An 11,551-nucleotide genomic window follows, 5' to 3' on the forward strand; every position below is an offset into this window, starting at 1 on the left:
AACTTAGCGGGACCCCGCGGCCGCTTGCCAATCAGCCGCGGGCGGCTGGGGCAGCAAAGGCTGCTTGCTGGAATCGGTCATCGCGGCAAGCATTTCCATGGCGCTGTCGCCGCGTTCGATGGCAATGCCGAACTTGATACTGTCAATCAGCCGCTGCAGACGCACCGGGTCCTTACGCTGCGCCAGGCTGATCATCCGCTTGGCCACCATGCCTTGATCATTGGACAGCGTCAGCATAATGGTGCCATCCAGCCCTTGGATACTCAGGTTGACCCGATACTCCGGCTGAAACGCATTGCTGATGGTTTGAAAGGGGTTGTCCATACTTCACCTGCCTTGGTCGACTGCCCCTATTGACTGAGGCGGCCATGGTTAGTTCTGGCGATTCTGACCGTTGGTCCAGAGTCCCAGCCGTTCGTCAGCGTGCCATGCCGTGGCCCGTATAGGGCAGGTAGCAAGGCGCGTGCCGCCTTTTGACCAAGCCTTTGCTCCAGGGAGGAGCGCGTAAATCTTTTGCCGTTTCACTGCGACAGCGGGCTGGCAAGAGGCGTCGGGCATTGGCCCGCACTGCCGCGGTGCGTCAAGGCTCAAAGTGCCTTTGCGTATGAGAACGTTTATCAATAGAATCGCTGCTTTCCTTTCTCCTGTTGCCGCCATGAAGAAACCAGTGTTCGTTCCTTTGCGTTATCGGCTAGGTGTCGCATCGCGGTGCCTGGCCGCCAGCGTTGGCGGTTATGCCTTGGCCAGTGCCAGCAGTGCCTTTATTGCCGCTCTAGTACCCGCGCCGCCTGCCCAGGCGGCAGTGAGCGGCATGATGCTAGGGTTCGTGGTATACGTGGCGGCCGTGCTCTGGGTGTTCGCCTGTGCCAGCGCCACCAAGGCCTGGCTGGGCGTAGGAGGGTGCACACTGGTGCTGGCTCTCGGTTGCCTGGGGCTTTCGCGGGTGTCACTGGTATGAGAGAAGGCCTGCGTCAGGCAATGGCCTGGCTTCATACCTGGCTGGGCCTGACCTTTGGCTGGCTGTTGTTTGCGATATTTCTTACCGGCACGCTCAGCTATTTCAAGGAAGAAATCTCCCACTGGGCCCACCCCGAAGTGCCCGTACGCGCGCTCGATACTCGCGCCTCCCTCGCCGTGGCCGACACCTTTCTGCAAGCCAATGCCGGTGGTGCGTCTACCTGGTACGTGATGCCACCGGATGAACGCCAACCCGCGCTGGAAGTGATGTGGCCACAAACCAGCGGGCAGGGCAGGCGCTTTGTCAGCAAGCTGCTGGACCCTCACAGCGGGCAACTGGTAACGACTCGGGATAGCCGGGGCGGGGATTTTTTCTTTCGCTTCCATTACGAGTTGGAGCTTGGCTACCCCTGGGGGCGCTGGATGGCGAGCCTGGCCGCCTTGGTAATGCTGGTGACCCTGGTCAGCGGCATCATCACCCATAAAAAGTTTTTCAAGGAATTCTTTACCTTCCGCCCCGGCAAGGGTCAGCGCTCCTGGCTGGATGGCCACAATGCCGTGGGTGTGCTGGTGCTGCCTTATCATCTGATTATCACCTACAGCGGCCTAGTGATTTTCATGGCAATGCTGCTGCCGGCCTCCTTCACTACCGTTTATAAAGAGGGGATAGGGCAGTTCTATCAGGAAGCCTTCCCCAATGCCTTCCCGCCTACGGCGCAGGGCGAGGCGGCGCCCCAGGCCCCATTGGCAGCCTTGTACGACGCGGCCTTGGCGCAATGGCCGGGCGCACGCTTTAGCCGCATAGAGGTCCAGAACCCCGGTGATAAAAACGCCCGCGTGGTGTTCTATCGCCATGGCGGCGACCGTATCGCTTACTTGCCGGGCGCTAGCCTGGCCTTTGACGGGGTTACCGGCCAGGCAGTGGGGTCAGCGGTGCCAGGCAGTGGGGCACTGTGGGTAGGTGGAGGCTTTTATGGTCTGCATATGGGCCAATTCGCCAATCCCCTGGAGCGTTGGTTGTACTTCATATTTGGCTTGGCGGGCAGTGGCATGATCGCCACGGGGCTGGTGCTGTGGCTTAGCAAGCGTCAGCTCAAGCATGCCCGTCAACCCCGGCCACCCGTTGGCCTGCGGGTGGTGGCCACGCTGAACCTGGCGGGCATTGCCGGTTTGGTAATGGCGGTGGCGGCCTATTTCTGCGCCAATCGGCTGTTGCCTCTGGCATTGGCCGAGCGCAGCGGCTGGGAGGTGCGGGTGTTCTTCCTTGCCTGGCTGGGCAGCCTGCTTCATGCGGCCCTGCGCCCGACTCGCCAGGGTTGGATCGAGCAATTGTCCGTGGCCGCCGTTCTTTATCTCTCTCTGCCGCTGCTGGGCATGCTGACCACATCGCGCGGGTTAACCCAGGCCGTCGCCGCGAATGACTGGGCCACGGCCGGGGTAGACCTTAGCCTGCTGGGCTGTGCGGGTACGCTAGGCTGGATGGCGCGCAAGCTGGCCCTCAAGGGCGTGGCGGAGCAGGCGCCGGCCCGTGCGGCCAGGGCGGTTTCGTGATGCTGTTGGGGGCGATGTTGTGTTACCCAGGGTTTATGGCCCTGTGCCTGGCCATGGACCGGCATCACCAAGCGCTGCGAGGAGGCAAGCTCAGCAAGCCTCTGCAAGTGATTTTGCGGATCGCTGGCGTAGTGCTGCTGGCCTTGGCCATGCTGTCCTTGATGATCAGCGCAGGCTGGGCCATGGGCCTGGTACGAAGCCTGGCCTTGGCCATGGCTAGCGCGGGGCTGCTGGTATGGCTGTTGCCCTATCACCCCAAGCTGGCTCTGCGCCTGGCCGTACTGGCCATGCCCGGGGCGCTTGCCCTGGGCCTGTACCAGGCATTGGCCAGTTAGGCGCGAGCGTTAGCGCTTCAGCACATCTGGGTTCACCAGGTCGGTAGGGCGCTCACCCTTCAACGCAGCCGTGAGGTTGTCCATGGCACGCTCTGCCATGGCCTGGCGGGTTTCGCCGGTGGCCGAGCCAATGTGGGGCAACGTCACCGCGTTTTTCAAGGCGAACAGGGGAGAGTCCGCCAAGGGTTCACGCGCGTATACATCCAGCCCAGCGCCCCGGATGGTACCGTTTTGCAGGGCCTCTATCAGCGCAGGTTCATCCACTACCGCCCCACGGGAAATATTGATCAGGAACGCGGATTTTTTCATCAGCGCCAGTTCGCGGCCGCCGATCAAGTGGCGGGTTTTGTCGCTCAAGGGCACGACCAGGCAAACAAAGTCCGCCTTGCCCAGCAACTCGTCCAAGGGCAGGAAGGTCGCATCCAGCTCGGCTTCCAAGGCGTCCTTACGGCTGTTGCCGCTGTACACCACCGGCATGTTGAAGCCGAAGTGCCCGCGCCGGGCGACGGCTGCGCCTATGTTGCCCATGCCCACGATGCCCAGGGTTTTACCGTGAATGTCGCTGCCGAACAGCTCGGGCCCGATGCTGGCTTTCCACTGCCCGGCCTTGGTCCAGGCGTCCAATTCGGCGGTGCGGCGTGCGCTGGCCATTAGTAGCGAAAACGCAAGGTCCGCGGTGCTTTCGGTCAGTACATCCGGCGTGTTGGTCAGGGCGATGCCACGACCGGTAAGGTAGGCCACGTCATAGTTGTCGTAGCCCACCGAGACACTGGAGATAACTTCCAGGTTGGCGGCGGCCTTAAGCTGCGCTTCGCCCAGAGGGCGGCCGGCGCCAATCAAGCCATGGGCCTTGGGCAATGCCTCGTCGAACTGAGCCGCGAAGTCGCCTTTGGCAGGGTCCGGCACGATCACATCGAAGTCTTGTTGCAGACGCTCGACCATGGCCGGGGTAATACGGCTGAAAGCAAGTACGGTCTTTCTCATCGGGACGATTCCAGGCGGAGAGTGAAGGCTAAGCTACTATCACATGTAGGCGCGAGCGCAAGCTTGCGAAAATAGGCTTGCACAATTTTCGGCACGTTAAACCGAGCAGCGGCGTGCTGTTCGCCAGCTCCGCTGGCTCCTACGGCAATTCAGCTCGCAGCTTATAACCTCAGGCCTCGAAGCGCTGCACATGGCTGCGCAAGGCGGCGTCCTGGGCGGCGAGAAGGTCCGGCAGGGTGCCACGCAAGTATTCGACCCAGGTTTTGATCTTGGCGTCCAGGTACTGACGAGAGGGATAGATGGCATAGAGGTTCAGCTCCTGCAACCGATACTCGGGCATCATCCGTACCAGCGTGCCGTTACGCAGCCCATCGATGGCCGCGTAGATGGGCAATACGCCCACGCCCATGCCGCTGGAGATGGCGGTCTTCATCGCATCGGCGGAGTTCACCTGAAAGGGCGCATGGGTAATATTGAGCATTTCCTGCCCTTCGGGGCCATGGAACAGCCAGCGTTCCAGTTGCACCACCGGGCTGACCAGCCGCAGGCAGGCATGGTTGCGTAAATCTCCAGGCTTGCGCGCCACGCCATGGGCGCGCACGTATTCGGGCGAGGCGCAAACGATGCTGTAGGTGATGCCCAGGCGCTGAGACACGAAGCCTGAGTCTGGCAGCTCGCTGGCCAGCACGATGGACACATCGTAACCTTCATCCAGCAAGTCTGGCACGCGGTTGGCCAGGGTAAGGTCGAAGGTCACGTCCGGGTGGGCCTTGCGGTAACCGGCAATGGCATCAATCACGAAGTGCTGGCCAATACCGGTCATGGTGTGCACTTTCAATTGGCCGGCTGGGCGAGCATGGGCGTCGCTGGCCTCGGCTTCGGCCTCCTCGACGTAGGCCAGGATCTGCTCGCAACGCACCAGGTACCGCTTACCTGCTTCGGTCAAGGCGATGCGCCGGGTGGTACGGTTGAGCAGGCGGGTTTGCAAATGTGCTTCAAGGTTGGAAATGGCGCGGGAGATGTTGGCGGTGGTGGTATCCAATTGCCCGGCGGCCGCGGTAAAGCTGCCAGCTTCGGCCACGCAGGTGAAGGCGCGCATGTTTTGCAGGGTGTCCATGGCTCGTTCTCTGAATGAACCGGCGAATTGTCGCATGAAGTTACACAATCGTAACTAGCCCGTCTTGCTCGCATGAAAGGTTTCATCAGCGCCATTGGATGATCTTTTACGAAGTTCGACTGCCCTGGCACGGCGGATTGTCTTCTTCCGAGTAACAAAGAATCGCAACAATAACCGCTTATCGGCCGAGGCCCGCCACCTTAGAATGGCGCCCTCCATTCCTGCCCCAACCCCTCTATCCCCGGAACTTGCTGCTGTGCCGCGTCGCTTTTTTCGAGTGCTTGAAGCACTCAGTGCTTGTGCGTTCTCACTGGCTTTGACTGCTTGCGTAGGCACCGGGGGTATCGCCGCCAAGGCTCAACTGCCGGCGCCGAACCAACTGGCTACAGATGCCGCCATTGAGGCAGCCACCGCCGAGGCCGGTTGGCCCGATCGCCAGTGGTGGCAAGGGTTTGGCGACCCTCAGCTGAACCAGTGGATAACCCTGACCCTTGCCGGTAGCCCTAGCTTGGCGGCGGCCAATGCGCGTTTGCGCCAGGCACGGGCCGCCGCGGGGCTGGCTGAGGCCCGGGAGGCGCCACAGCTAGGCGCAAGCGCTACCTTCGACCGACGCAACTGGCCAACCGATGGTTTCTATGGGCCGGGCGACCTGGCCGACCACACCACGTGGGACAATCACGCAGGCCTGAGCCTCAGTTATGACCTGGACCTGTGGCACCGGGACCGCAGTGCCAGCGAACGCTCGCTGGACCTTGCCCATATGGGCGCGGCCCAGGCGCGGCAGGCAAGGCTGTCGTTGGTAAGGGACGTGGTACGGGTGTATATCGGTATGGCGCTGAGCTATGCCCGGCAGGACATTCTCGAAGCGACCCTGGGCCAGCAGCGCCAGGTATTGGCTCTGGCTGACCAGCGTTTACGGGCAGGAATCGGCACCCAGTTGGAGGTCAGCCAGGCGCAAACGCTGATCCCCGAAACTCAGCGTCAGCTCGATGCGCTGGAAGAGCAAATCGCCCAGGCGCGTAACCAGTTGGCGGCCCTGGCCGGAAAGGGCCCTGGGGCGGGGGCGGGCCTTCAACGGCCCAGGCTGAGCCTGGCGCAAGGGCTAGGTGTGCCCACGCACTTGCCCGCGCAGTTGCTGGGGCAGCGCCCCGATGTGGTCGCCAGCCGCTGGCAGGTGGCGGCCCAGGCCAGGGGTATCGAAGTGGCCCAGGCCAGTTTCTATCCCAACGTCGACCTCTCCGCCAGCCTGGGATACATGACCACCAGCGGTGGCCTACTGGCCTTCCTGACAGGGCAAAAGCTAGGCTACAGCGCTGGCCCTGCCATCAGCTTGCCGCTGTTTGATGGCGGCCGGCTGCGCGCTGAGTTGGGCGAGGCCGCCGGTGGCTACGATCTGGCGGTGGCTCAGTATCAAGAGGTACTGGCCAATGCCCTGAAGGACGTCTCCGATCAACTGATCCGCCGTGCTTCACTGGCGCACCAGGCACGTTACGCCGAGCAGTCGGTGGCCAGCGCCCAGCGCGCCTGGACGTTGGCCACGGTTGGCTGGCAACGGGGCCTGACCGGGTATTTGGAGGTGCTACAGGCGCAAACGGCCTTGTTGCGTCAGCGTACGGTACAAGAAGACGTACAGGCCGCCCGCCTGGTGACCCAGGTCGATCTTGTCACGGCCCTGGGTGGCGGGCTGGAGGCGGGTAGCGACAGCCCAGCGCCAGGTCGGTTGAACGCGCCTGGGCTGCCCGCTGCGCTATCGCTGATGGATGAGGCGCGTAAGCGGGTAAGGCCATGACGCTGGCTATGGGGTCGTTAGCCGCGCGCCTGAGGCGAGGTGGCCTGGAATGGGCCCGTAGCGACGGCGTGACCTGGGTGTTTATCTTCAAGGTGCTGCTGGCGGCGTTCCTTACGCTATGGCTGGCCATGCGCCTGGAGCTGCCGCAGCCGCGCACTGCCTTGGCCACAGTGTTTATCGTGATGCAGCCGCAAAGCGGGCAAGTGTTTGCCAAAAGCTTTTACCGCCTGCTGGGGACCTTGGCTGGCTCCATGGTTACCTTGGCGCTGATCGCGGTCTTTCCCCAGAACACCGAGCTGTTTTTGCCCAGCCTGGCCCTGTGGGTGGGCCTATGCTCGGCGGGTGCGATGCGCCAGCGTAATTTTCGAGGTTATGGGTTCGTGCTGGCGGGCTATACCGCCGCCATGATCGGCTTACCCGTGCTGGCCCATCCCGAGGGGGCCTTGTTCGCAGCCCTCTGGCGGGTGCTGGAAATTTGTCTGGGGCTGCTGGTGGCCACCAGCGTGAGCGCGGCGGTGTTGCCGCAGTCAGCCAGCGCCGCCATGCGCAACGCCTTGTATCAGCGCTTCGGGACCTTTGCCGCCTTTGTATTGGACAACTTGGCCGGCAGGGGGAGCGAGGCCGCATTCGAGCACAGCAACGCCCGCTTTATGGCCGAAGCCGTAGGCCTGGAAGGGCTGCGCAGCGCCACGGCGTTCGAAGACCCGCACATGCGTCGGCGCAGCGGGCGGGTCAGCCGCCTCAATAACCAGTTCATGGCCCTGACCACTCGTTTCAATGCCTTATATCAACTGCTGGCACGCCTGGATGGCAACAGCCGGGTGCGGCCCTTTCTAACGCCGGGTCTAGACGCCTTCGCCGGCTGCATGACGCCCTTCGCCGGCCAACCGCTGACCCTGGAAGATGCTGGCCGCCTGTCTGCTGCCCTGGAGCATTACCGCGAGCACTTCACCGAGCAGGTGCGCGCGCTACGGGCGGGGTTTCTGGACACCAAGCCCAGCGACCAAGATCTGCTGGATTTTCATACCGCCTTCGAATTGCTCTATCGATTTATCGAGGCGCTGCAAGGCTATGCCCTTACCCATGCGTCCCTGGCCGATCATCACGACCCTCAGCAACAGCAGCGGCATGCGTACAAGGCCCATACCCACTGGCTGGCGTCCCTCGCATCGGGTGTGCGCGGGTCGCTGGTGCTGCTAGGGCTGGGCAGTTTTTGGATCGCCACGGCCTGGCCCAGCGGCGCCACCATGACCCTGGTGGCCGCCGCGACCATTGGCCTGTCGGCTGCCACGCCCAACCCTCGGCGGATGTCGTTCCAAATGGCCTGCGGCACCTTGCTGGGTGCCTGCGTGGGCTTTGTCGAGTACGTGTACGTGTACCCGCGAATCGATGGTTTCCCGTTGCTGTGCATGGTACTTGCACCGGTATTTGCCCTGGGGGCCTTCTTGGCGTCTCGCCCGCCTTTGGCCGGGTATGGCTTGGGGCTGCTGATTTTCTTTTCCATCGGTTCAGTGCCTGACAACCTCACGCTGTACAACCCTTATGGGTTTATCAATGACTATATCGCCATGGTGCTGGGCATGCTGGTGTGCGCGGCGGCCGGGGCAGTCATTCTGCCGCCCAACGCTGGCTGGATGTGGCGGCAACTGCAAGCCGAGCTGCGGCAATTGATGGTGTTCGCGGTAAGCGCGCCCTCTAAACGCTTGGGTGGCTTCGAGAGCCGTGCGCGGGACATTGTCCATCACGCCTATGGACTGGCGGCGGCTCAGCCCGACGTACAGCGCGAACTGCTGCGCTGGATGCTGCTAGTGCTGGAAATCGGCCACGCGGTGATCGAGATTCGCCAGGAGCAGGAGGGGTTGTTCGTACACCCTGCGTATGCCCAGCATCAGCCCTGGCGGCAAGCGATCCGCGCCATGGGCCGGGCGTTGATCCGCTTGTTTATTCAGCCAGATTTCGCCAACCGGGAGCGGGCGTTGGCCGCGGTGGACCAAGCAATCAGCAACGTACGCGAGGCCGACGAGCCCTTCGCACGGCACTTCGATACCTCCGTGCTGCGGCGGATGCAAAGCTACCTGCATTTTATTCGTAGCAGCTTGCTGGACCCGCGCTCGCCACTTGCTCAATTGCCTGCCCCTTCTGGAGTGACCCATGCCCCGTGAAATTGCGTTCCAGGGCGTGTACCTGCCCGCGCTGACCCTGATGCTGATTCTGGCCATGGGTGTGGCCTGGGGGTTGGACCGCTTGCTCGCCAGCCTGGACGTGTATCGCTGGTTCTGGCACCCGGCGCTGTTGAGGCTAAGCCTGTTCTTTTGTGTATTCGGCGCGTTGGCGCTCACTGTTTACCGCTGAGAAACCTCATGAAAAAGCTGTTTAGCGTGGTTGGTACCTTGATTGTCTTCGGTTTGGCCCTGTGGCTGGGGCGCGTGCTGTGGGTCAGTTACATGGACACACCCTGGACTCGGGACGGCCGCGTGCGGGCCGATATCATCAATGTGGCCGCCGACGTTGCAGGCTATGTGGTAGCGGTGCCGGTTAAGGACAATCAACAGGTACGCAAGGGCGATCTGCTGATCCAGGTGGACCCGGCCCATTACCAGGTCGCCGTGGACCAGGCGCGCGCGCAGGTGGCCGCGCGCAAGGCCGATTGGAGCATGCGCCGGCTCAATGCCAAGCGCCGCGCCGACCTGGACGCCATGGTGATTTCCAAGGAAAACCAGGAAGACGCCAGCAGCGTGGCCGATGCCGCCGAGGCTGCCTACCACCAGGCCCAGGCGGCTCTGGCGGCGGCCGAACTGAACCTGACACGCACTCGGGTGGTGGCCCAGGTGGATGGCTACGTGACTAACCTGAACGTACACGCCGGGGATTACGCCAAGGCCGGTGATGCGAAAATGGCCGTGGTGGACGAGCATTCGTTCTGGGTATACGGGTTTTTCGAAGAGACCAAGCTGCCCCATGTGCGGGTGGGGGATACGGCCGAGTTGCAGATGATGAGCGGCGAAACCCTGAAGGGGCATGTAGAAAGCATCGCCCGAGGCATCTACGACCGGGACAACCCTGAAAGCCGCGAACTGCTGGCGGATGTGAACCCTACCTTTAATTGGGTACGTCTGGCCCAGCGAGTACCGGTGCGCATTCATTTGGATGAAGTGCCCGAGGGGATGCTGCTGGCTGCCGGGACCACCTGCACCGTGATCATCCGTTAGCTCATCGCCGCGTAGCAGCCGAGCTTGCTCGCGACCGGCCATGCCACCATGTCTAACCCGGTCGCGGCAACGCGGCGGGGGAGGCCAGGCGAAACCGGCGGGGTCGCCTGGCGAAGGGTTACAGGTGAGTTTCAGCGTATTCCGCCAGGATCGAGCGCGGCACACCCTGCAGGGTAATGTGCACACCATGGGGGAAGTCTTTGAAGCGCTCGGTCAGGTAGGTCAGCCCCGAACTGGTTGCCGACAGGTAAGGGGTGTCGATCTGCGCCAGGTTACCCAGGCACACCACCTTGGAGCCAGTACCGGCGCGGGTGATGATGGTTTTCATCTGGTGTGGCGTGAGGTTCTGGCACTCGTCGATCAGGATCAGGCTTTGCTGGAAGCTGCGGCCCCGAATGTAGTTGAGGGATTTGAACTGCAGCGGCACCTTGCTAAGGATGTAATCCACGCTGCCATGGGTGCTTTCGTCATCCATGTGCAAGGCTTCGAGGTTGTCGGTGATCGCGCCCAGCCAGGGCTCCATTTTTTCCGCTTCGGTGCCTGGCAAGAAACCGATCTCCTGGTCCAGGCCTTGTACACTGCGGGTAGCGATGATGCGCCGATAACGCTTGCTTACCATGGTTTGCTCGATGGCCGCAGCCAGCGCCAGGATGGTTTTGCCCGAGCCCGCCGCACCGGAGAGGTTCACCAAGTGAATGTCCGGGTCCAGCAGGGCGAACAAAGCCAGGGCCTGGTGAATGTCCCGGGGCTTAAGCCCCCAGGCTTCCTGATGAAGCAGCGGCTCCTGGTGCATGTCCAGAATCATCAGCTCATCATTGCGCACGGCTTTGATCCAGCCCACGAAGCCCTGCTCATCGATGATGAATTCATTCACATGGGCGGCGGGCAGCACTTCGCTAAGCTGGACCCGATGCCAGGTACGGCCATGATCCTGGCGGGTATCGACCTTCTGCACGCGGTCCCAGAACGAACCCGGCACGCTATGATAGCCACGCGACAGCAGGGATACATCATCCACCAACTGGTCGGTGCTGTAGTCTTCGGCGGCAATGCCGCAGCCGCGCGCCTTCAGGCGCATGTTGATGTCTTTGGAGACCAGCACCACGTTCAGGTCATGCCGCCGAGTATGCAGGTCAAGCAGTTGGTTGATGATCACATTATCGTTGAGGTGGTCGGGCAGCGGGCTCTCCAGCGCCCCCCGCTTGTTCATCAGAATAGACAGAAAGCCCTTGGGGTCGCCTTTGCCCCGTTGGATAGGCACGCCGCGCTCTACGTCCTGGGGCGTGGCCTCACCCAGTAATTTGTCGATCAGGCGGATGGCCTGGCGGCATTCGGCGGCGACCGAATGTTTACCGTCCTTGAGCTTGTCCAACTCCTCAAGCACGGTCATGGGGATAGCAACGTGGTGTTCCTGGAAATTGAGCAGGGCGTTGGGGTCGTGGATCAGGACGTTTGTATCCAGCACATAAAGAATATGCTGGTGGGGGGCAAGCGTGCGTCCTTGTTCATCCATACTCGGTCACCTTTCGTGGGAGCCAATGGACGCAGCACCTGAACGGTACCGCGCCTCGAATGGCCGCCGTCACTCCAAAGAGAGACCTGCGACATA

Annotated in this window: 11 protein-coding genes; 7 read left to right on the top strand and 4 right to left on the bottom strand. The window is 62.2% G+C overall.

From position 1 onward, the window contains the following. Positions 1–3: 3 nt before the first annotated feature. Positions 4–324, bottom strand: a complete 321-nt coding sequence (locus ACWKV4_RS15775; protein WP_483833025.1) for a DUF3509 domain-containing protein — start codon at positions 322–324, stop codon at positions 4–6. Between the two features lie 331 nt (positions 325–655). Here ACWKV4_RS15775 and ACWKV4_RS15780 point away from each other — a divergent pair, with 331 nt between their 5' ends. The 3 genes from ACWKV4_RS15780 to ACWKV4_RS15790 are packed head-to-tail and all read left to right on the top strand — an operon-like array spanning position 656 to position 2,843. After that, on the top strand, positions 656–958 hold the full coding sequence (locus ACWKV4_RS15780; RefSeq protein ID WP_483833026.1) for a DUF3649 domain-containing protein: 303 nt from the start codon (positions 656–658) through the stop codon (positions 956–958). Continuing rightward, entirely contained in the window at positions 955–2,508 is a 1,554-nt protein-coding gene (locus ACWKV4_RS15785; protein ID WP_483833027.1) for a PepSY-associated TM helix domain-containing protein, read from the top strand. The genes ACWKV4_RS15780 and ACWKV4_RS15785 overlap by 4 nt, the downstream gene beginning before the upstream one ends. After that, positions 2,508–2,843: a DUF3325 domain-containing protein gene (locus ACWKV4_RS15790; RefSeq protein ID WP_483833068.1), complete on the top strand. Its 336-nt coding sequence runs from the start codon at positions 2,508–2,510 to the stop codon at positions 2,841–2,843. Before ACWKV4_RS15785 ends, ACWKV4_RS15790 begins: the two co-directional genes overlap by 1 nt. 9 nt (positions 2,844–2,852) lie before the next feature. Here the strand turns inward: ACWKV4_RS15790 and ACWKV4_RS15795 are convergent, their stop codons facing one another. After that, complete coding sequence (locus tag ACWKV4_RS15795; RefSeq protein ID WP_483833028.1) at positions 2,853–3,827, bottom strand: 2-hydroxyacid dehydrogenase; 975 nt, start codon at positions 3,825–3,827, stop codon at positions 2,853–2,855. A 169-nt stretch (positions 3,828–3,996) separates the two neighbouring features. Next, positions 3,997–4,944 carry a LysR family transcriptional regulator gene (locus ACWKV4_RS15800; RefSeq protein ID WP_483833029.1) on the bottom strand — a complete coding sequence of 316 codons (948 nt, stop codon included), beginning with the start codon at positions 4,942–4,944 and terminating at the stop codon, positions 3,997–3,999. 256 nt (positions 4,945–5,200) lie between these two features. On the opposite strand from ACWKV4_RS15800, the gene ACWKV4_RS15805 reads away from it, so the two are divergent. The 4 genes from ACWKV4_RS15805 to ACWKV4_RS15820 are packed head-to-tail and all read left to right on the top strand — an operon-like array spanning position 5,201 to position 9,942. Continuing rightward, on the top strand, positions 5,201–6,733 hold the full coding sequence (locus ACWKV4_RS15805) for an efflux transporter outer membrane subunit (RefSeq protein ID WP_483833030.1): 1,533 nt from the start codon (positions 5,201–5,203) through the stop codon (positions 6,731–6,733). Further along, positions 6,730–8,895: an FUSC family protein gene (locus tag ACWKV4_RS15810; RefSeq protein WP_483833031.1), complete on the top strand. Its 2,166-nt coding sequence runs from the start codon at positions 6,730–6,732 to the stop codon at positions 8,893–8,895. Before ACWKV4_RS15805 ends, ACWKV4_RS15810 begins: the two co-directional genes overlap by 4 nt. Then, positions 8,885–9,085, top strand: a complete 201-nt coding sequence (locus tag ACWKV4_RS15815) for a DUF1656 domain-containing protein (protein WP_483833032.1) — start codon at positions 8,885–8,887, stop codon at positions 9,083–9,085. Before ACWKV4_RS15810 ends, ACWKV4_RS15815 begins: the two co-directional genes overlap by 11 nt. Positions 9,086–9,093: 8 nt before the next feature. Continuing rightward, a complete protein-coding gene (locus ACWKV4_RS15820) occupies positions 9,094–9,942 on the top strand; it encodes an efflux RND transporter periplasmic adaptor subunit (protein WP_483833033.1) in 849 nt (282 codons plus the stop codon). A gap of 118 nt (positions 9,943–10,060) precedes the next feature. On the opposite strand, the gene ACWKV4_RS15825 is transcribed toward ACWKV4_RS15820, so the two are convergent. Then, positions 10,061–11,455: a PhoH family protein gene (locus tag ACWKV4_RS15825; protein ID WP_483833034.1), complete on the bottom strand. Its 1,395-nt coding sequence runs from the start codon at positions 11,453–11,455 to the stop codon at positions 10,061–10,063. Positions 11,456–11,551: the final 96 nt, after the last annotated feature.

The organism is Pseudomonas artemisiae (genome assembly GCF_057128685.1).

Coding starts and splice junctions, on each gene's coding strand:
- ACWKV4_RS15775 (WP_483833025.1), bottom strand. CDS start 324: ATGGACAACCCCTTTCAAACCATCAGCAATGCGTTTCAGCCGGAGTAT.
- ACWKV4_RS15780 (WP_483833026.1), top strand. CDS start 656: ATGAAGAAACCAGTGTTCGTTCCTTTGCGTTATCGGCTAGGTGTCGCA.
- ACWKV4_RS15785 (WP_483833027.1), top strand. CDS start 955: ATGAGAGAAGGCCTGCGTCAGGCAATGGCCTGGCTTCATACCTGGCTG.
- ACWKV4_RS15790 (WP_483833068.1), top strand. CDS start 2,508: ATGCTGTTGGGGGCGATGTTGTGTTACCCAGGGTTTATGGCCCTGTGC.
- ACWKV4_RS15795 (WP_483833028.1), bottom strand. CDS start 3,827: ATGAGAAAGACCGTACTTGCTTTCAGCCGTATTACCCCGGCCATGGTC.
- ACWKV4_RS15800 (WP_483833029.1), bottom strand. CDS start 4,944: ATGGACACCCTGCAAAACATGCGCGCCTTCACCTGCGTGGCCGAAGCT.
- ACWKV4_RS15810 (WP_483833031.1), top strand. CDS start 6,730: ATGACGCTGGCTATGGGGTCGTTAGCCGCGCGCCTGAGGCGAGGTGGC.
- ACWKV4_RS15815 (WP_483833032.1), top strand. CDS start 8,885: ATGCCCCGTGAAATTGCGTTCCAGGGCGTGTACCTGCCCGCGCTGACC.
- ACWKV4_RS15820 (WP_483833033.1), top strand. CDS start 9,094: ATGAAAAAGCTGTTTAGCGTGGTTGGTACCTTGATTGTCTTCGGTTTG.
- ACWKV4_RS15825 (WP_483833034.1), bottom strand. CDS start 11,455: ATGGATGAACAAGGACGCACGCTTGCCCCCCACCAGCATATTCTTTAT.